This is a genomic window from Pseudomonas farris (assembly GCF_019145235.1).
GTDB lineage: Bacteria > Pseudomonadota > Gammaproteobacteria > Pseudomonadales > Pseudomonadaceae > Aquipseudomonas > Aquipseudomonas farris.
The window spans coordinates 285,465-305,054 of sequence record NZ_JAHSTV010000006.1; the positions used below are offsets into that span (position 1 = coordinate 285,465).

Annotated in this window: 14 protein-coding genes and 1 pseudogene; 4 read left to right on the top strand and 11 right to left on the bottom strand. The window is 60.4% G+C overall.

Annotated features, from left to right (window positions below; translation table 11 throughout):
• The first annotated feature begins 33 nt into the window (after positions 1-33).
• Positions 34-936: a His/Gly/Thr/Pro-type tRNA ligase C-terminal domain-containing protein gene (locus KVG95_RS14925; protein WP_217856969.1), complete on the top strand. Its 903-nt coding sequence runs from the start codon at positions 34-36 to the stop codon at positions 934-936.
• A gap of 78 nt (positions 937-1,014) precedes the next feature.
• On the opposite strand, the gene KVG95_RS14930 is transcribed toward KVG95_RS14925, so the two are convergent.
• Positions 1,015-1,536, bottom strand: coding sequence for a DUF3617 domain-containing protein (locus tag KVG95_RS14930; protein ID WP_030132514.1), 522 nt, complete (start codon positions 1,534-1,536; stop codon positions 1,015-1,017).
• 132 nt (positions 1,537-1,668) lie between these two features.
• On the opposite strand from KVG95_RS14930, the gene cls reads away from it, so the two are divergent.
• A complete protein-coding gene (cls, locus tag KVG95_RS14940) occupies positions 1,669-3,108 on the top strand; it encodes a cardiolipin synthase (protein WP_052966051.1) in 1,440 nt (479 codons plus the stop codon).
• Here cls and cfaB read toward each other — a convergent pair.
• The 5 genes from cfaB to hflK (KVG95_RS14965) all read right to left on the bottom strand — a co-directional run bounded on the left by cfaB (position 3,105) and on the right by hflK (KVG95_RS14965) (position 10,464).
• The gene (gene cfaB / locus KVG95_RS14945; RefSeq protein WP_217856970.1) at positions 3,105-4,292 is read right to left on the bottom strand and encodes a C17 cyclopropane fatty acid synthase CfaB; all 1,188 of its coding nucleotides are present in this window, start codon (positions 4,290-4,292) and stop codon (positions 3,105-3,107) included. The two genes, cls and cfaB, sit on opposite strands and share 4 nt — an antisense overlap.
• 199 nt (positions 4,293-4,491) lie before the next feature.
• Positions 4,492-6,402: a cation-translocating P-type ATPase gene (locus KVG95_RS14950; RefSeq protein ID WP_217856971.1), complete on the bottom strand. Its 1,911-nt coding sequence runs from the start codon at positions 6,400-6,402 to the stop codon at positions 4,492-4,494.
• Entirely contained in the window at positions 6,399-7,457 is a 1,059-nt protein-coding gene (hflK, locus tag KVG95_RS14955) for a protease modulator HflK (RefSeq protein ID WP_217856972.1), read from the bottom strand. Before hflK (KVG95_RS14955) ends, KVG95_RS14950 begins: the two co-directional genes overlap by 4 nt.
• Positions 7,454-8,503 carry a protease modulator HflC gene (hflC, locus tag KVG95_RS14960; RefSeq protein WP_217856973.1) on the bottom strand — a complete coding sequence of 350 codons (1,050 nt, stop codon included), beginning with the start codon at positions 8,501-8,503 and terminating at the stop codon, positions 7,454-7,456. The genes hflK (KVG95_RS14955) and hflC overlap by 4 nt, the downstream gene beginning before the upstream one ends.
• Positions 8,500-10,464: a protease modulator HflK gene (hflK, locus tag KVG95_RS14965; RefSeq protein WP_217857064.1), complete on the bottom strand. Its 1,965-nt coding sequence runs from the start codon at positions 10,462-10,464 to the stop codon at positions 8,500-8,502. The genes hflC and hflK (KVG95_RS14965) overlap by 4 nt, the downstream gene beginning before the upstream one ends.
• Positions 10,465-10,672: 208 nt before the next feature.
• On the opposite strand from hflK (KVG95_RS14965), the gene lpdA reads away from it, so the two are divergent.
• Positions 10,673-12,073 (top strand): dihydrolipoyl dehydrogenase, encoded by a 1,401-nt coding sequence (lpdA, locus tag KVG95_RS14970; protein ID WP_217856974.1) that lies wholly within the window; start codon positions 10,673-10,675, stop codon positions 12,071-12,073.
• 58 nt (positions 12,074-12,131) lie between these two features.
• Here lpdA and KVG95_RS14975 read toward each other — a convergent pair whose 3' ends face one another.
• Positions 12,132-12,605: an Lrp/AsnC family transcriptional regulator gene (locus KVG95_RS14975; protein ID WP_052966045.1), complete on the bottom strand. Its 474-nt coding sequence runs from the start codon at positions 12,603-12,605 to the stop codon at positions 12,132-12,134.
• 145 nt (positions 12,606-12,750) lie between these two features.
• On the opposite strand from KVG95_RS14975, the gene KVG95_RS14980 reads away from it, so the two are divergent.
• Positions 12,751-13,380 carry a LysE family translocator gene (locus tag KVG95_RS14980; RefSeq protein WP_217856975.1) on the top strand — a complete coding sequence of 210 codons (630 nt, stop codon included), beginning with the start codon at positions 12,751-12,753 and terminating at the stop codon, positions 13,378-13,380.
• Here KVG95_RS14980 and KVG95_RS14985 read toward each other — a convergent pair whose 3' ends face one another.
• The 4 genes and pseudogenes from KVG95_RS14985 to KVG95_RS14995 form a co-directional block, all read right to left on the bottom strand.
• Complete coding sequence (locus KVG95_RS14985; protein WP_217856976.1) at positions 13,381-15,516, bottom strand: hypothetical protein; 2,136 nt, start codon at positions 15,514-15,516, stop codon at positions 13,381-13,383.
• Positions 15,503-16,696 carry a DUF3142 domain-containing protein gene (locus KVG95_RS14990; RefSeq protein ID WP_217856977.1) on the bottom strand — a complete coding sequence of 398 codons (1,194 nt, stop codon included), beginning with the start codon at positions 16,694-16,696 and terminating at the stop codon, positions 15,503-15,505. The genes KVG95_RS14985 and KVG95_RS14990 overlap by 14 nt, the downstream gene beginning before the upstream one ends.
• Before the next feature lie 305 nt (positions 16,697-17,001).
• Positions 17,002-17,100, bottom strand: a pseudogene (locus KVG95_RS30405) (DUF6124 family protein); the annotation flags it as partial.
• A gap of 450 nt (positions 17,101-17,550) precedes the next feature.
• Positions 17,551-19,581 carry a pyridoxamine 5'-phosphate oxidase family protein gene (locus KVG95_RS14995; RefSeq protein WP_217856978.1) on the bottom strand — a complete coding sequence of 677 codons (2,031 nt, stop codon included), beginning with the start codon at positions 19,579-19,581 and terminating at the stop codon, positions 17,551-17,553.
• Between the last annotated feature and the right edge of the window lie 9 nt (positions 19,582-19,590).

The window sequence follows — 19,590 nt, forward strand, 5'->3', positions numbered from 1 at the left end:
GCTCGTTGTCGAAAATATTCGAGAACACCGATCATGATCCATATCACCCTGCCCGATGGTTCATTGCGTGAGTACGATCAGCCGCTGACTGTGTATGAAGTCGCCGCAAGTATCAGTCTCGGGTTGGCCAACGCGGCGGTGGCCGGTCGGGTCGACGGCGTGTTGGTCGACTGTGGTTTCCTGATCGAGGGCGATGCCCGGGTCAGTATCGTCACGCCCCAGGAACCCGATGGCCTGGAGATCCTTCGGCGTTCCTGCGCGCTGATGCTGGCCATGGCCGTCAAGCAGCTCCATCCGCGTGCACAGTTGCGAGCCGGATCGTCGCTGGGTGATGGTTTCTTTTATGAGTTTGCTTTCCAGCGCTCTTTAACTCTGGCCGAGCTGCCAGTTATCGAAGCGCGCATGCGTGCACTGGCGGCGACCAACCATTCGATCCGCCGGGAAACAGCTCCCCGGGCGACGCCAGTCGAACGGTTAACGCTGTATCGCTTGGGGGATTTTGAAAGTTTTGCCGCAGGCCCGCATGTTCCCACCACCAAGGTGTTGCAGGCCTTCGCCCTGGATCATATTGGCGGCACCTCTGAGCAACGGATCTACGGCACATGCTGGTCCAGCCAACAGCAGCTGGACACTTGGCGAGCGCCGCCGCAGGTGATGGTCATGAACATCGATGAACGTCATAGCGCTTATGCGCACTCAGTAACCGAGACGCTGCGCCGCCGCGGACTGCGGGCCAACTCGGACCTGCGTAACGAGAAAATCAGCCACAAGATTCGCCAGCACAGCCAGAAAGTGCCATATCTGTTGGTAGTGGGAGAGAAGGAAAAGGAAGGCGGATTTGTCAGCATGCGCAGCGGCAGCGGAGAGAACTTCGGGGAGAAAGGGATTGAGGCGGTGTGTGAATTGTTGAATTTGCCGAAGACTGGAGGTGCCTGAGCGAATGCCTTCGCGAGCAGGCTCGCTCCCACAGGGATCGCGTATGACCTTGTGGGAGCGAGCCTGCTCGCGATGCTTTTAGGCCCTTGGCTTCACTGTGCCGCAATCCTGTCCCAGCCACACAGCGCGAGTATCGAGGCTACCCTTCTGCTGAATGCCGGTGGCGTTGAAGGTGCCGTTAACCTTGGTGGTGAACTCACGATCGCTGAGGAATGTGGCGACACCCGCACCTTGCGCTTTCGGACAGCTGAAACGGAATTTCCACTGGTTGCCGGTACGCTCGGTGATTTCCTGCTTGCAGCCCGATTGTGGGTCCGTCAGTGGAATGTTGTCGGTCTTCACCTGCTCAGGCGTCAGGCACGCCCGAATCCCTTTGCCGCCCATGGTGATACCCTGCTTCTCCAGCTGCGCGCGCTGTTCAGGGGTCATCTGACTCTGTATCTGGCCGAGAATCAGTTGCAGATCGGGCAGGTTCTGGTCATCGACCTTCATGTTGCTTGAAGTCATTTCCCACAAACCCGGTTGCAACATCTGCGCCTGAGCAGCCACAGGAAGTGCCAAACCAAACGCAATGGCCAAACCCAGCAGACGAACGTTCATCGAGTAACTCCTGATCATTAGTGGCCGTTAGACGTCAGTCACGGGCTTCGGTTCATGGGCCAATTAAATAGCGACATTCTGCCCGGAACATGGTCTGTTAAGCATTGAATTCTTCAGGAGCAAGGCTGCCCCATGGATTATTTTGGACCGCATGTTTTCGGTTATCTGATCGCTCTGCTGCACACGCTGGGCTCGATTGCCGCCATCCATGCCGTATTGACCGTTCGGACCGCTCAAGGCTCGATCGCCTGGGCTCTGTCACTGCTGTTCATTCCCTACCTCACGCTTATCCCTTATCTGGTCTTCGGCCGCAGCACCTTCGATGGCTATATCAAGGCCCGGCGGCAAGCCAACGAGGAAATGCGCAAGGCAATCTCCGAGTTGAACTGGCGTCCCTGGGTAGAAGAGGCACTGGCTGCTCGTGCCTCCAGCGCCTACGCGTCCTTGAGGGCCATGCCGAAACTGGGACGCATGCCGTGCCTGGCAAATAACGAAGTGCGCTTGCTGATCGATGGCCAAGCCACCTTCGATGCGATTTTCGACGCCATCAGCAACGCCCGGCAAGCGGTGTTGATCCAGTTCTTCATCATCCACGATGACCGCCTCGGCCAACGCCTGCACGCCTTGCTGACGAAGAAAGCTGCCGAAGGCGTGGCGATTTACCTGCTCTACGACCGTATCGGCAGCCACTCCCTGCCCCATGGTTATGTGCAACCGTTGCGCGATGCCGGTATCGAGGTCAAAGTCTTCGCCACCCGCAGTGGCTGGCTCAACCGCTTTCAGGTCAACTTCCGCAACCACCGCAAGATCGTCGTGGTCGACGGGATTGTCGGTTTTGTCGGCGGGCTCAACGTCGGCGACGAATACATGGGCGAGAAACCACCCCTGGCACCCTGGCGCGACACCCACGTTAAAGTGCGCGGGCCGGTGGTGGCCTGCATGCAGGAATCCTTCGCCGAAGACTGGTTCTGGGCGGCCCGTTCGCTGCCGCCACTGATCCTGCCGGAGGTTTATCCGGATGATGGCGTGCTCTGCCAATTGCTAGCCACCGGCCCGGCGGATTCCTACGAAACCTGTTCGCTGTTCTTCGTCGAAGCCATCCATGCGGCGGCAGAGCGGGTGTGGATCACCACCCCTTACTTCATCCCCGACGAAGCGGTGTTCGCCGCGTTGCGATTGGCAGTGTTGCGTGGTGTGGATGTACGAATTTTGTTGCCGTCGCGGGCGGATCACCGGGTCGTCTACGCCGCTTCCAGCCTTTACGCCTTCGAAGCGGTACGTGCCGGTGTGCGCTTGTTCCGTTACCAGCCGGGGTTCATGCATCAGAAAGTGGTGCTGATCGACAGCGAAATCAGCGCCATTGGCAGCGCCAACCTGGACAACCGTTCGTTCCGGCTGAATTTCGAAGTGATGTTGCTGACGGTCGACAGTGCGTTTGCTGCCGAAGTGGAACAGATGCTCAACGATGACTTCGCCCAGGCTCACGAAATCGCCAAAGAAGAAAGCCGGGAGACCCACCGCCTGCAACAGATCGGCATGCGGATCGCCCGGCTTATTTCACCAATTCTTTAAGGGTTGTAAATGTCATCGCGGGTCCAGGGCAGTTCATGGCTGCCATCGGGATGGGCTTTCACCGCGAGGATTTGATGCAGGTTGATCCAGCCTCTGGCGAAGGCATAGGCGCACCCCGCCAGGTACAACCGCCAGATCCGTAAAGCCTGATCCGGCACCAGTTTGCCGGCAGCTTCCAGATTGTCTTCCAGGCGTTCGCTCCAGTGGTCCAGGGTTCGCGCGTAATGCAGGCGCAGACTTTCGACATCGACGATCTCCAGCCCCGCGTCGCTGATCTCGGCCGATATCATCGACAGATGCGGCAGCTCGCCGTTGGGGAACACATACTTCTCAATGAATTCACCAGCGCCGCGCCCAACCGGCCGGCCGTCGGTGTGCTTGGCGGTGATCCCGTGGTTCATCACCAGCCCGCCCTCTTTCACCGCACCGAACAGGATTTTGCAGTACTCGGCCAGATTGGCGTGGCCGACGTGTTCGAACATGCCGACACTGACCACCTTGTCGAAGCGCCCGTCCTGAGGCAGATCGCGGTAGTCGAGCAGTTGCAATTCGATCTGATCTTCCAGGCCTTCGGCTTTCACCCGTTCACGGGCCAGCGCCAATTGCTCTTTACTCAGCGTGATCCCGAATACCTTCGCACCGAACTCACGAGCCGCATACCGCGCCAACCCGCCCCAGCCGCAACCGACATCCAGCAGATATTCGCCTGGCTGCAACCGCAGCTTGCGGCACAGATGGCGAAACTTGGCTTGTTGGGCTTGCTCGAGGGTTTCACTGCCGGTCTCGAAGTAGGCGCAGGAATACGCCATGTCGCTGTCGAGCCACAGTTGGTAGAACGCGTTGGAAAGGTCGTAGTGGTAGGAGATGGCTTTGGCGTCGGTTTCCTTGTCATGAGCCGCGCGCACCGGTTGCGCATCTTCGTCTTCGTTGAGCAGCGCCTGACTCCATTCATCGCAGACACGAATCACATCGCTGATGGAGCCTTCCAGCTCCAGCTTGCCTTCGACAAACGCCGCCCCCAACGCGTCCAGACTGGGATGGGTGAACTGGGTGACCATGTGGGGGTCCTTGACCACAATGGTGACGCTGGGCGTCGGCCCCAGATTGAACTCATGGCCGTCCCAGAGTCGCAAGCGAAGCGGCAATTGCAAATTCTGTAAGGCCGGTGGAAGTTGCGCGAGCATGAAAAGTCCCCCTTGTTTCAGACGTCAAATCTGAGGGTAGACCATCCTTGAAAAATAGCAGGCTATCGAATTAATAGCCTTTTTCTATTCCCGGTGTTGCCTGCAACACTGAAACCATCCAACGGGCGATCGTTGAAAATGATCGCCTTACCCTAGATGACTACAAATCCGGCACACAGTTCTGAAAAGTTGTAGACGCTCACACCTCATCCTTAAGCTTGAGTAGGGGTTCCTGAAAGCGTAGCAAACGCCCGGCATTCCCGAGCACTAATAACGTGCTCAAGTTATGCAACAGCGCGGCAATCATCGCCCCTGCCGCGCCGAGCCAGCCGAATGCGGCGAACGCGACTATGGCCAGGGTCCAGCCCAACCCGATGATCACGTTGACCTGCAAGGTCTGCCGACATTGGCGACTCAAGCGTACACAGGTTCCGAGTCGGCGCAGGTCGCTGCCGATCAGGACGATATCGGCCGAGGCCAGCGCGATGTCCGCACCGCCTGCGCCCATCGCCACGCCGACCACACCGGCCTTGAGCGCCAGGGAATCGTTGATGCCGTCTCCCACCACCATTGGCCGAAATCCGCTGCCGATTTCTTTCAGCACACGATTGAGTTTGTCCTCGGGCAAGGCTTGGGCTTCGACATCGCTGATGCCCACATCCCGGGCCAGCGTGTGCGCAACGCTCTGCCGGTCCCCAGTGAGCAACAGCTGACGACCCAAGCCCAGTTCACGCAACTCGCTCAGGGCAAACCGCGCCTCGGGTTTGACGCTGTCGGCGAGCAACAACCAGGCGAGAAATTCACCGTTGAGTGCCAGCCCGGCAATCGGGCCGTCGTGGTCGGGCACAGCTGAAGTGTCGATACCCAATTGCGCGAACAGCTCCGGACGACCGAGGGCCGCTTCGCCCTGCTCGGTCATCGCCACTACACCCAGCCCCTGACGCTCGTGAATATCAGAGAGCAGCAGAAAGTGTTCCTGAGTGACCAACCCGGCCAAGGCGCGGCTGACCGGATGACTGCTGGCGGAACCGAGGCTGGCGGCGAGCTTCAGTACGTGACTGCGATCCTCCAGCGGACTGTCGATGGATTGCAGGCGCAAGGTGCCGAACGTCAGCGTCCCGGTTTTGTCGACCACCAACGACGTCAGGTCAGCCAACTCTTCAAGGAACGCCGAACTGCGAATCAGAATCCCGTGTCGAGCCGCCACCGCCACCCCGGCAATGGCCGTGGCCGGGGCCGACAACACCAGCGCGCAAGGGCAAGCCGCTACCAATACTGCGAGCATTGCTTGCGCATCATTGGTAACGAACCAGGTCACGGCGGCCAGCAGCAACACCAACACCATGTAGCTGCCGGCATAGCGTTCGAGCAATCGCGTGATTGGCGGCTTGGAACGTTCCGCGCTTTGCATCAACGCGATGACTTTGCCCAGGGTCGATTCGTTACCGGTGCGGGTCACTTCAATGCGCAGCAGGCCATCAAGATTGATCGCCCCTCCGAACACCGGCATGCCCACGCCGGCTTCTATCGGCACCGACTCACCGGTAATCGAGGCGGTGTCGAGGCTTGCCTGACCGGACAACACCCGGCCATCCGCCGGCACTCGATCACCGGCACGCACCTCCACGAGGTCACCGGCCTTGAGTGTGCCGTTGTCGACTTCAACAATAGAGCCGTCAGCCTGAATCTTGCGCGCATGGCTGCGAGTCAGTTTGCCGAGAGCACGAATCGCTTCCTGGGAACCGATTACGCTGCGCTCTTCCAGCACGTGACCGAAGATCATGATGATCGGCAGCAACGCCGCAGTGAGCAGATCACCTGTAGCCCAGGCGCCGAGCATGGCCAAGGCGATCAGCTGATCGGTGATCCCGTGCAGGCTCGGATACCGCAAGCTGTACCACGCCGAGCGCATGACCGGCACGGCCACCAGCAAGGAGGCAGAACCCAGCAGCAATTGGCTGACACCGGTCTGGTCCGGCGACAACCAGCGCCAGACCAGGCCCAGCACAAGCAACCCAAGCGCAAGCATGGCCAGGGTCAACTGGCGCGCGGCGCTACGTTGTTCAGCCGAGGACAACATGCTCGGCGCGGCGGCGGTTTGGGCAGTCATTGCGCAGCTCCCTGAATGATCAGGCGGGAATCGTCTTTCGGATCAACCGTGGTCACCGAGCCGGCCTGCCCGAGAATTTTCGGCATCCGTTCACGGTAAATACGCAGCAGCATTTGCGGGTCAGTGCCCTGCTGTTGCGCCTTGGCCAAACTCAGCACCGTGGCGGTGTCGGCAGAGGCTTTGGCCAGGCGTTCGCTGGCTTGGGCGTGAGCCACTTGCAGCGTGCGGTCGGCTTGTTCGTTGGCGGACTGAGTCAGCTTCTCGGCTTCAGTGCGCGCGTTGGCCACAGCTTTGTCGGCCTGTTGGCTGGCGGTTAATACTGCGTTGAACGCGTTCACCGCCGGGCCGGGCAGACTCGATTGCACATCGACCCGCGCCACTTCAATGCCCAACCCCTGCCCAGTCGCCGTCAGTTCGGCCAAGCGCTGATTGATGCCCCGCACCAGATCGCCGCGTAGACGTTCGCGGCGCTCAGCGGCCTGATTGTCGGCACCGATCAGTTCCGGTCGAGCCACCAGAATGGTGTCCAGATCTCGTGCGGCGGTGAGCGCCACGGCACTGCGCGTCACCAGCCGATCCAGCGCTGGCAGCACATGCTCACCCTGAAGAACGAAGGCATACGGTTCGGTGACTTTATAGAACACCCGCACATCCAGCTGCACGACGCCTGCATCACCGGTCAGCAGATAACCGGAGCCGGCGAGCGCATCGCTGATGGGCGTGGCGAAACTCGCGACTCGATCCGCCTGCAACGCGGCATCCGTGCGCAGCAGATTTTCCACCCGGCGCTCGATCACCCGATCCGCCGCAGGCAACAAGATTACCTGCTCAAACGGACGCGGCCATGCCAACAACAAACCGGCATTTTGAATACGATCCAGTGCGCCGAAGTGCAGCACCACGGCACGATTTTGCGGGTCGATTTGCCGCACATTGGAGAAGGCCCACGCCAACGCAGCCAGCACGGTCACGGCGTAAAGCGCCAAAAAAGCCAAGCGTCCGGCCTGAATCCAGGGGCTGCTCAACTCATGTGTTCCACGTGGAACTAAACTCATGGCTGCGACCCGGACTTGTTATCGAGCGTCGGTGGACCGTCAACCAACACCCGAAACGGTGCGGCATCAGTACGCAAAATCAGTTTGGTGCCCGGCGTGACGATGGTGCCCAAGGTGTCGAGAGAGCGCAGCAAGTTGTAGAGTTGCGGCGAACCGGCGTAGGCACGGCCGTAAATCTGCGCGGCTTCGACGCGGGATTGGGCTTCAATGTCCGCAGCTTTCACCGTCGCATCGGCTTGCACAATTCGCGCATCACGCTCGGCCGCAGAGCGAATTTGCGCGGCTTCGCGCTTGCCGATGGCGGTGCGTTCAGTGGCGATGGTTTCACGCTCGGCGCGCATACGATCGACAGTCGCGGTGAGCGTCACCGACGGCAGGGTTAAACGCTCGATGCCGACTTGCAGCACGCGCACGCCATAAGTGGTGAGCAACTGCTGATCGATCTGCTGACGCAGCTGCGCTTCAAAATCGGCGATGCGTACTTGGTTGGCATCGGTGTTCACCAGGTTGGCCAGATCGAAACTGCTGGCAGTGATTTCCAGCGCCGAGCCGACAAAGGTTCGGATCTGCCGCGCCGCTTCATCCGGCTGGTTCTGTACGGCGCGCATAAAACGTTGCACGTTGTCCGGATCACCCTGCACCTGCCAAGCCACGTAGGCTTGCACGATGATGCGCAGGCCATCGCGTGTGCCCACATCCTGTAAACCACTGGAGGTCGTACGCAGCCGCAGATCCACCGGGATCGCCGCCTCGAACGGTGCCGGCCAACGCCAGCCAAGACCCGGTTCCAGCAATACCCGCGATGGATTACCGAAGCGAGTGATGACCGTGGCTTCTCCCGAACGCACTTGCACCAGGCTCGCCGCTGCAATGGCAAACGCCACCAGCAACGCCGCCCAACCCATTCGCCGCCACGGGAAAGGGCCAGCTTCGTGTGGATCGCCGTGGTGATGATGGTGATGACCGTGGTGATGTCCGCCATGGCCGTGATCGTGGCCGGCGTGGTCATCGTGATCGCGATTGTGTGTAGGCGTCGGCTGGCTCAATGGACGGCTCCTGGCTGAACGGTATTACGCGACGACGCAGGATCAGCCGGCAGCGTGAATGTACGTAGATCGATGGTCGGCGCATTGCTACTGCCGCCCAGACGATGATCGAGAACCAGCAGCTTGGCGTTGGCCAAACCTTGGGTCAGTTGACTGAGGTATTGCTCCAACACAAAGGCCTGGCCGGCGCTGGAAAAAGCCTTTCGCTCGGCGGCAAATTTCAGGTCGGCGGCCTGGGCGGTGGAGTTGATTTCATGAGCACTGGCCGTGGCTTGATCGTGAGCGATGCTGGCTTGCAACTGTGCTTGGTTGGTCGCCTCCGCCGCTGCACCGCGCTCACGGGAAATCAATGCCTGAGCACCAATCTGCGCAGCTTGCACGCCGTGATAAGCATTGGCCGCCCCCGCTGGCGGGTGGATGGCCTCGACCACCGTGGCAAGAATTTCCACGCCGCTATCGAGTTTTTGCAAGTCAGCCTGCACGGCGCGACCGATCTCTTCGGCGAGCCCTACCCTGTCCTCGCCGAGCAAACCATCGAGGGTTCGCGAGGCGAAATCGTGAACCAGAATCCGGCTGGCGGTGCTGCGGATTAGCGTTGGCACATCGGCGCTGTTGTACGTTGCTGCCAGCGCCGCCTGATCGCTCAGGCCGATGCGATAGACGAAGCGCACGTCCATATTGACGATCTGGAAGCTCTGCTTGTCGGCGCGGCTGCTGGCGATGACTTGGGATTTGTCGTTCACATGGCTGGCGTCCCACAAGCGATTGGCAATCGCCGGTGCCGGGCCTTCGGCTGGTTCGGCCTCGACCGGTGCTGACGTTTCGCCCACGCTGGTGGCCAATTCGTGGACCACACCGTTTTCGACGCTCAGCACGCGGCCCAGCGGCCACGGCAAACCGGCGTGCAAACCAGGACCGAAAACTTCCACCGGTTTGCCGAAACGCTCATAGATACCGCGCCCTTGCAGCGCAATTTCGTGAATGCCGGTGAGCGACCAACCGACGATAGCCACCACCGCCAGCACCGGCAAAAACGCCCGACGCATGTAGGTGAAGGCCCAGATTTGCCGCAGATCGATACCGAAGCGGTTGTGCAGTTCGTGCTGCAATGCGAGCAGAGGTTGCGGCGGCCAGCGCAGCATGTCGGCAACGAAGCTTCGTGCCAGCAAGGCCGGTTCCAGCTGTTCACGACGGGGACTGAACAGCGACAACACGGCCCGCAGCAGCAACTCGACGGCGACCAGCCCCGGCAGCAAGCCGATCAGCACCACTAGACGCACCGGCCAGACCGATGTTTCGCTGCCGAACAACAAACACAGGGCGCTGAGCACCAGGCCAATAATCGCCACCCGCGTCAGCTGCGCCAACGGCCCCGCTTCGGGCCACTGGGCGACGTTTTCCTGCGCCAGTTGCCGCTCCAGCACCAGCAAACCGAAAGCCAGCAGCAACGACAGCGCGGCGCCGACACTGGCCGACAACCCCAGCGCAGCGGGCGGCAAGGTCAGATTCCAGACTTGCTCGATGCTGTACAACGTCAACAACGCCCAGCCGCCAAGCCAAAGCGTCGGTGCACCGATCTGCCCCAGCAAGCGCAACCAACGCTGACTGATCCGGTCCAGCAACCGCTCGTACCAGCCTTCACCGGCAACGACTTCCTCAGCGACAACCACCGGCACTAACACAGCCGGATTCATCGCTCTTGCGCGCCATTGCGTCACCCACCATGCCGATTGCAGGCCGGCGACCAGCACCAGCAAACTGGCGCTCTGATTGACCAGCAGCGCCGCCCACAACGACTGCGGCGTAAACAGACCGACAAAAAACGCCAGCATCAGCCCTGCTGCAGCCAAAGCACCCAAACCGATTGCGACCTGCCGCAATCGACGTCCTTGAACGACCGCCTGCTGAAAGCGCGGCAGTGCTGCTATTTGTGCCCCATCGCCATCGAGATCGACTTGCATACCACCCCAGCCATCGCTCACATCACAATTCGTTACGATATAACGAAAGTGGTGAAATATTCGTCGTAAATCGCTCTATCTAAAAGCGCTGACCCTGTCGCCAAGCTGAAGCCTTGACCGAAATGGCTCGAAACGCACATATTACGTTCGTAATTTTTATCGAAGGCTACTTTTATCGATCCTGCACCCTTTCATCAGGAGTACCACTATGAGCACCTATGACGTCGTGATTCTGGGCGCAGGCCCCGGCGGTTATAACGCAGCGATCCGCGCCGGCCAGCTGGGTCTGAAAGCGGCGTGCGTGGAAGGCCGCGCCACCCTGGGAGGGACCTGCCTGAATGTCGGCTGCATGCCGTCCAAAGCCCTGCTGCATGCCTCCGAACTCTACGACGCGGCCATGGGGGCGGAATTCGCCAACTTGGGGATTGAGGTCAAACCCGTCCTCAACCTTGCTCAAATGATGAAACAGAAAGATGAAAGCGTTACCGGGCTGACCAAAGGCATCGAGTTTCTGTTTCGCAAAAACAAAGTCGACTGGATCAAGGGCTGGGGCCACATCGACGGGCCGGGCAAAGTCACGGTGACCGACAGCCAGGGCGTCAAGACCGAGCTGAGCGCCAAGGACATCGTTATCGCCACCGGCTCCGAACCCACTCCCCTGCCCGGTGTGGACATCGATAACAAACGCATCCTCGACTCCACGGGCGCGCTGTCGCTGGGCGAAGTGCCCAAGCACCTGGTGGTGATCGGTGCCGGGGTGATCGGTCTGGAGCTGGGCTCGGTATGGCGGCGCCTGGGCGCTCAGGTGACGGTGGTCGAATTTCTCGACCGGATCTGCCCCGGTGTAGATGGCGAAGCGGGCAAGACCCTTCAGCGTTCATTGAGCAAGCAAGGCATCAGCTTCAAGTTGAGTTCGAAAGTCACCAGCGCCACGACGTCGGCGAGCGGTGTTCAGCTCAGCATCGAACCGGCCACGGGTGGCACCGCCGAGTTGCTTGAAGCCGATTACGTGTTGGTGGCCATTGGTCGACGCCCTTATACCCAAGGCCTGGGGTTGGAAAACGTCGGTCTCGCCACGGACAAACGCGGCATGCTCGCCAATAAGGGCCACCGCACCGAGGCTGCTGGCGTCTGGGTGATCGGTGATGTCACGTCGGGGCCGATGCTCGCCCACAAGGCCGAAGACGAAGCCATGGCCTGCATCGAGCAGATCGTCGGCAAGGCCGGCGAGGTCAATTACGACTTGATCCCCAGCGTGATCTACACCAAACCGGAGTTGGCCAGCGTCGGCAAGACCGAAGAACAGCTGAAGGCCGAAGGTCGTGCCTATAAGGTCGGCAAATTCCCCTTCACCGCCAACAGCCGAGCGAAGATCAACCATGAAACCGAAGGCTTCGCCAAAGTATTGGCCGATGAGCGCACCGACGAAGTCCTCGGCGTGCACCTTGTGGGCCCCAGCGTCAGTGAAATGATTGGCGAATATTGCGTGGCCATGGAATTCAGCTCCTCGGCCGAAGACATCGCCCTGACCTGTCATCCACACCCGACCCGCTCCGAAGCCTTGCGCCAGGCGGCAATGGATGTGGAGGGCATGGCGACGCAGATGTAGAAAGATCAAAAGATCGCAGCCTGCGGCAGCTCCTACGCAGGTTGCGATCTTTCACTTTTCAGCTGGGCAAATGCTCCAACGGCAGTGCCCCCGGCGTCTTCACCGTGTGAATCGCAAAGTTACTGCGGATGTCGCTCACACCCGGCAATTTCAGCAGTCGCCCGGTGAGAAAACGGTCATAGGCGCGTAAATCCGGCACCACCACTTGCAGCAGAAAATCTGATTCCCCTGACACCAGGAACGCCGAAATCACCTCAGGCAATGCCGTCACGGCCAGGCGAAAGGCTTCGGCCTGTTCATCGTTGTGTCGTTCGACCTTGACCCCGACAAACACTGTCAGCCCAAGGCCCACTTCATCTCGATCCAGATTGGCCTGATAGCCGCGAATCACTCCCGCTTCTTCCAGCATCCGTACCCGACGCAAACAGGGCGAGGCGGACAAACCGATTTCGTCAGCCAATTGCACGTTGCTCAGGCGACCGTCCCGTTGCAGCGCCGCGAGAATCTTGCGGTCGTAAGCGTCCAGTTTCATGGTTTGGCAGATCCCGATGGTTCGATCATCACAAAATGGCAGGTTATGCCAAATATCGAAGCTTTAGAAGCTGACTACGCAACCACCTGCCCTGCTCTTCAGCCATAGACTGATCCCACCAAATCGACAACGAATGGGGTGCAACATGGCAGGACTCTGGCTGTTTTTCATGGCACTGGCGGTGGTGTACCTGTTGCCCGGCCCGGACATGATTCTGCTGTTGCAGACCGGCGCGCGTCAGGGCAAAGGCGCGGCGTTGGCCACGGCGTTGGGGCTGGGCATAGCGCGTGGTTGTCATGTGGCCTTGGCCGCGTTGGGTTTGGCGGCGCTGTTCAAGACGGCGCCCTGGACTTTTGATGTGGTACGCCTGGTCGGGGCCGCGTACCTGCTGTGGATCGGCATTCAGTGCCTGCGCGCCACGATGCTGCCGAGCTTGAACGGTACAGACGCAACGACCGAAAAACCGCATTGGCGCGAGGCGATCCAACGCGGCTTGCTGACTAACCTGCTCAACCCCAAGGCGCTGCTGTTCTGCTCGGTGCTGTTGCCGCAGTTCATCGAACCTCACGCCGGGCCAGTGCTCGCGCAATTTGCAACGCTGGGCGTGATGCTGGTCGGTGTCGGGTTGTTGTTCGACAGCGCCTACGCGCTGGTCGGCGCAGCACTGGGCCGCTGGCTGCAACGCAGTCCATCGGCCCAGCGGGTGCAGCAGTGGTTGTTCGGCAGCCTGTTGATTGGCTTCGCGGTGCGGCTGACCTTTGTGCAGCAGGCGTGATTACTGTCGCACCTTGCGCTGGCGTCGGTTGATCAGCAATAGCGCCACCGCTGTAAACGCTACTACACCCCCCACTTGCAGCCATTTTTTGTAAGGCCGTAATACCAACCGGATGGGAGCCACGGCTTGGGTTACGTAACGTTTATCTGCATTCGGGAAATCCGGATAAGGACATCGTTCACCGAACAATATTGCCCAATCTACATAGGGGCCTTCTTTGATGTAGCGTTGATAGAAGGCGCTTGCTTCCTCAGGACTGGTATCCCAACTTGCCGCCTCACATAGCACTGCTGCAAAGGCGTGGCTGGTGTGGGGCAAGTTGTCGGCCGCGCGACTGGCTAAAGCTGTGGCGACATAACGGTAGTGGTAGCGCTGATCGGGCTTGGCTGCGCTGGATTGCTGGCGCTGGACTTCACCTTCAGCCACCAGCGGGCCGACCTTGAGTTCGCTGCTCTCGAGACTGTAATTGCCGCCGAAAGTCGCGTAATCCGGCGCCATTTCGTAGCCCAACAACTCCATTCCGTAAAAACGGGCCAGTGTCGCTGCATGGTAGTAAGCGAATGCCCGTTTGGTCGGCCACCACTTTGATTCGGCGTCGTTGCGCAACTCCCCGTACCACTTGGCCCTGGCCTGCAAGACAGCATTATCGAAATACCTTGGTGCTTCGTCATAACGCCCTTCACGCAGCAGGCGCCGCCCGAGCAAATTGCGCAGGTTCGCAGCTACCGACAACGGCACATAATTGTCGCGATCCTGCTGGGTGAGCGGCGGCGGTGCGGGCACCTGAGTGTCGACGTACTGCTTGAGTTCATCGAGGGTCAGCACCCGCTCGGCAACGGTGGCCGCGTCGTACCAGTAAATGTTTTGGCTGCGATAGAGCTGATCAAAGGCTTGCAGATAATCCCCGCGTTGCAGGGCCAGGATCGCGCTTTCGCCGTCGACCCGGCACTTGGGCTGCACCGTTTCGTAATCCCAGTCCGGGGTCCGTCGTTCGCCCCAGGACTCGTTCTGCGGGAAGGCCTGGGCTGCCTTGGCATACGCCGCGGCGGCAGCGCTTTTGTCGCCATCACGCAACGCGAGTTTCGCCCGCAGCCACCATGCGAGACCACCGTCACCGGCCTGTTCGAGGAAGGCTTTGGCACTGGCGTAATCGCCCTGTTGATAATTCATCGCCGCCAGGCGATCCGCGTTATCCAGGCTGCCGCGGGTGCTGTTTTGCAGCAACTTGATCAGTTTCTGTTCGCTTGGCGGCTGATCACCGAATGACCAGCCCAATCGACTGATCAACGACGCCGTCACCAGTTGCTGCACCGCTTTGCCCTTGAGCAACACGGCCAGTTGATCGTCGGGCATTGCCATCAGATCAGCCATCAACAACTTCAACGAGCTGTAGCCCACCGCCGAACCGTGGAGGTTCTGCGTGGCGTAGAGTTCGATGGCGCTGTCCCAATTGCCAGCGGTGCGGGCCACTCGCGCTTCTTCGCCGAGACTGGCAATACCCAGTTCCAGCGGGTCGCTGAAGCCGTCGATGCTCAATTGACGAGTCTGCTCGAAGGCCTTTCGAGATTGAGCCAACAGGTCGGGTCCCGCGCCCGCCTCTGAGCTCATGGCAAACAGTGCCCGCCCCAGTGAGTAAGCCGCCCAGGTACTGCGCAACGCACGTTGATCCGCCGGCAGCGCCAACACCTTCTGAAAGTATTCGGCGGCCAAACCATGGTCACCGGCATTGAACGCCACAGCGCCCGCCAGATAGAACATGTGCTCGGTCGGCAGGCTCGTGCCTTGCTCTTCAACCTGACGGGCATCTGTCAGGCTGCGCAGCTGTTTAACCAGCGCTTGCTGCTCAGGCGTCAGACCGGCCTGTTCGGCGGTGCTCCGCTGACCCGTGTAATCCGGCGCATCGCCGTAACCGTCCCCCGGAATGTTGGTGGCTGCGGTTGCATTTTTCAGTCCCGCGATGGCATGCCCGAGGCGGCTGATCTCAAAGTTGAAGTTGCCTTCCGGCAGTTCCGCCAGCGACTGGCCACGGTTGTCCAGCAGCCGCATGGGGAAGTCCGGCCCGCAGGCCAGCGCCGAACCCAATGGCAGGCTGAGGCTCAGGCAAAGCACATGGCGGGGCCAGTTACGGGTGAACATTCGAACCTCCTTGATCAATAGTTGCGCAGCGTGCCCAACCGATGGCGCGCTGCCCGCCGGCGGGGATTCGACCCTCGCGCAGGCGGGTGAAGGTAAGCAGATCCGGGCGTTGTTGCAACGCATAACCGGCCAATGCATCGGCGCCATCGCAGCCCTGCACCGCCAGTGTCAGGCGTTCGGGCCAGGCGCTGTCGAGGTTGCCTTGGTTGCTGACGCTGATGTCGTAGAGGCCGTCCTGCGCCGAGAGCTTCAGCCCCACGCGGCTGTCGAGCATATCGCCACGCGCCACAGCGATTAGCGTCGTCAGGCTCCAGGCCCTGCGATCATTGGCCAGCGGCAGGCGAAACCAGATCAGCCCGGCCAGATGAGCCGGTGGATCGGCGCGCAACTCGGCGCCGAGTTTGCTCAGTTGCAACGGGTCCGCCAGTAACTCCCGGCGTTTGCCGCCCCGCTCGATGGGCACTTCACTTTCCACGACCGGCGCACCACCGGCCCCCGGCAACAGCGCCACGCCATAAGCCGGCAGCGCCAGATAAAACGGTTTCGAGGTAATACGGCTCCAGGCCTTGGCCCACTTCCGGGCCTGATCCGGGTCGAACAACCCACGCCGTGGATCGCTCACTGCATGCACCTGCAAGACGCTGCTGTCGACTGTCGCCAGCAGCGCCGGCAATTCAGGGCTGTCGAGCCAGGCCGGCAACGCGGTGATGCTCAGTGGCAAGGAGGCCGGCAGAAGAGCGCGTAGATGCGTGAGGAATTCGCGGTAGGCCGGTAGCCGGGCATTACCTGCATCGTGGTCGATTTCTACGCCGGAGAGGATCAGCCCCTGCCCTTGCCAATCGCTGAGCACCTGCTGGATTTGCGCCGTGACCTCGTCCTGATCCAGCCCCTTGAGCTGGCCATCCAGACGAATCACTGCAATCAGCGGCCTGCCATCACGCTTGAGCAGCGCCGGATCAATCCGCGCCCGGCTCCAGCCAGCCTGCGGAAACGCCTGCAAGGCCAGCACGCGCAAGGTCGAGAAGTCCGCACGGCTGTCGCGCAGCGCGGCCTCATGGGCGGGCGTCCATTGCCGTTGCCACACATAGAGTTGCTGATCGAGCGGCGGCGCGTCCGGTCGCTCGCAACCGTTGAGCAACACCGCTGCCAACAAAACGATCAAGCGTGTGAAAAAAACCATGAAAAACCTTATCCCTGAAATACAAAAAGGGCCTCTCAAGGCCCTTTGTCGCTCTGCTCGTTACCCTACTCAGCCATTGGCTTGCGGGCAATGATCACCTGAATTTTCGCTACCACGCGCTACTGGAAGAGAAATCCCTGTCCTACACCTAAACCTGCGGCACCGGACTTTTGTGGCGAGCGAGCTTGCTCGCGCTGGGCTGCGTAGCGGCCCCAGGATTCTGGCAATCTATTGCAGAATTTGTGAGTGCTGCGCACTCAAGCGGGAGCAAGCTCCCTCGCCACAAAAGCCATTCCCACATTGGGTCAGCTGTGTGGCGCAGGTTTTGGTATGGCAACGTTATCCAGCATCCGGTTCACCGCCAGTTCAGCCAGCATGACGATCTGTTGAATCGCCATCGCCGTTGCTTTGAACATGGTGAAACTCCATTCGAGGATTGGAGTTCGCCAACACTGCGACCAAGCAGAAGGGTGGCGAACCGTACGCGGGTTGGTCAACCAGGGAATGGAACCCGGCAGGGCCTAAGCCCTCCCACGCACAGCTCGCCATGAAGCAAGCATAAAAGTGCGCCATTCTAAAGTTGGGCGACCAAACCCGATCACTGAATTTGCAGCGACCCCCAAAGCCTATCCCCCCGACTTCTGACACGACAACCGCTAGAACTTGTCGGAATCGTCCTTCAGAACAGCCAAATCTGTAGGATATTCGCAAATGTTTTCAGGCCAGCCGAGATCAAATGTGGGAGCGGGCTTGCTCGCGAAGGCTGTTTAACATTCAACATGGAAGTTGTCTGACACACCGCTTTCGCGAGCAAGCCCGCTCCCACAGGGGATTTTCTGTGTTGTCTGGTTCAGTTACAGATCCAACACCAAAGGCCGCGAACCCTGCGCCGGCACCGCACAACAAATCAGCACCTCTCCAGCGTCCGGAACCTCCGCAGGGGGCTGTGGATAATTCACCTCTCCGCTGATCAGGCGGGTCTTGCAGGTCCCGCACGAACCGCCGCGGCAACTGAATTCCGGGCGCAGGCCACGACTCTCCGCCAGCTCCAGCAAACTGCCGCCGTCCGGCTGCCAACGCGCCTCTTTGGCCGAGCGCTGGAACACGACTGGTACCGAAACGGTGGCGGCCGGTGGTTGCTCGATGACCACGGCGTCCGGATCAGGCTTGCGACGCAGCGTCGACGGCCCAAAGGTTTCGGCATGAATCCTTGAGTCGCGGATGTCCAGATCCCGCAGACGGTCGTACAGCCCCTGGGTAAAACTTCCCGGGCCACACAGGACAAAATCCACTTGGTCGTAGTCTTCCACCTCGAGAATCGTCTTGAGCAAATCGGCGTCTATGCGCCCTGTCAGGTCGTAATCTTCACCCTCGCGGGCGTCGGGTTCCGGCTGGCTGAGCAAACGCAGCACGCGCACCGCGTCACCGAGGCCGTCGAGCAAGCGATCCAGCTCAGGACGAAACGGCTGATCCGCCAAAGTCCGCGAACTCTGAAAGAACCACGTAGGACGGATGCGCCGCGTGCGCAGGCCTTGATAAACAACCTCACGCACCATCGACAGCAGCGGCGTGATGCCGACGCCGGCGGCCAATAGCACCAGCGGCCGACGCTCATTGGGGGCCACGGTGAAATGCCCCTGAGGCGCACGGGCTTCCAGCAGATCTCCCACCTGGATCTGTTCATGCAGATGCGATGACACCACCCCGTCACGCTTAACGCTAATGCGGAAAAAATCGTCGGACGGTGCACTCGACAGGCTGTAAGTCCGGATATGTATTTCGCCGCCAAGATTGAACCGCAAAGGCAAATGTTGCCCGGCCTGAAACACCGGTAACCCGGCGCCATCGGCAGGCTCCAGATAAATCGAACGAATGTTGTGGCTTTCCTGTTCGATGCGCGTCACGCGCAGCGGCCGCCAGCGATCCCCCAGGGCCTGGGCTTGCAGGCGTGCGTTCGCCTGCGCCCAGGTGCCGGTCAGCAAACTGGTGGGTGACACGCCGTCAAAGCGCCAGCGCAAGGCCAGTGCCGCGGGCCGCCGCACCACGCGCTCCACTTCGAATGTCCACAGCCGCTCGGCCCCTTGAAAGGCTTCGACCTGCGGGCCTTCGAGGATGATTTGCGTGCGACCGCTGAGCTGCAGCAGATCGCCCGAATCGAAATCGATGAACAGCAAACCGGCTCGAGGATTGATCAGCAGGTTGCCCAGGGTGTTGAAGAACAGATTGCCGGCGAAGTCCGGAATGGTCAGGCGATTGCCCTCTACATGGACGAAACCGGCCTGACCACCCCGGTGAGAAACGTCCACCGAGCGCTGGCCATCGACGTCCACATAACTGGCGACAAAGAAGGTATCGGCGCCGGTGATCATGGCTTTGGCCGCGTCATCCAGCCCATTGAGGTGCTGCGCAATACGGGTCGCCGGATCCGCCAATGGCACCGAGCGAAACTGGCGCAATTGAATGTATTGCGGGCAATTGCCGAAAGACTGCTCCACCTTCACCTCGAAGCCGCTCGCCGTCACAGCGCCGACTCGACCATTGAGGCGGTTGCGACGTCGGGTGTGCAGTTCGATACCGAGCAGACCGATCGCCGCTCCCTCTTGCAATTGCGCAGGGTCGTCGCTGCCAGGCAGGCTGCCGAACTGCAACAGCGTGGGCTCTGGAGAATGGGCAAAGCCCGGCGCTCCTTCAAGAATGCTGGCCCAAGGGTTGCCGTCAGCATCCACCGCGCCGTACAGCATGAACGGCAGTTGCTGATAGAACGCGCGGTGCTGATCCGGCATCTCGCTGCGAATCACCCTACGACCTAATGCGTCCATTCGCTCGACGACACCCACGTGAGCCTGCAACTGTTTCTCGCCTGCGTGCCAAGGTGAACGTTCCATAACGGCTTC

Coding starts and splice junctions, on each gene's coding strand:
- KVG95_RS14925 (WP_217856969.1), top strand. CDS start 34: ATGATCCATATCACCCTGCCCGATGGTTCATTGCGTGAGTACGATCAG.
- KVG95_RS14930 (WP_030132514.1), bottom strand. CDS start 1,536: ATGAACGTTCGTCTGCTGGGTTTGGCCATTGCGTTTGGTTTGGCACTT.
- cls (WP_052966051.1), top strand. CDS start 1,669: ATGGATTATTTTGGACCGCATGTTTTCGGTTATCTGATCGCTCTGCTG.
- cfaB (WP_217856970.1), bottom strand. CDS start 4,292: ATGCTCGCGCAACTTCCACCGGCCTTACAGAATTTGCAATTGCCGCTT.
- KVG95_RS14950 (WP_217856971.1), bottom strand. CDS start 6,402: ATGACTGCCCAAACCGCCGCCGCGCCGAGCATGTTGTCCTCGGCTGAA.
- hflK (WP_217856972.1), bottom strand. CDS start 7,457: ATGAGTTTAGTTCCACGTGGAACACATGAGTTGAGCAGCCCCTGGATT.
- hflK (WP_217857064.1), bottom strand. CDS start 10,464: ATGCAAGTCGATCTCGATGGCGATGGGGCACAAATAGCAGCACTGCCG.
- lpdA (WP_217856974.1), top strand. CDS start 10,673: ATGAGCACCTATGACGTCGTGATTCTGGGCGCAGGCCCCGGCGGTTAT.
- KVG95_RS14975 (WP_052966045.1), bottom strand. CDS start 12,605: ATGAAACTGGACGCTTACGACCGCAAGATTCTCGCGGCGCTGCAACGG.
- KVG95_RS14980 (WP_217856975.1), top strand. CDS start 12,751: ATGGCAGGACTCTGGCTGTTTTTCATGGCACTGGCGGTGGTGTACCTG.
- KVG95_RS14985 (WP_217856976.1), bottom strand. CDS start 15,516: ATGTTCACCCGTAACTGGCCCCGCCATGTGCTTTGCCTGAGCCTCAGC.
- KVG95_RS14990 (WP_217856977.1), bottom strand. CDS start 16,696: ATGGTTTTTTTCACACGCTTGATCGTTTTGTTGGCAGCGGTGTTGCTC.
- KVG95_RS14995 (WP_217856978.1), bottom strand. CDS start 19,581: ATGGAACGTTCACCTTGGCACGCAGGCGAGAAACAGTTGCAGGCTCAC.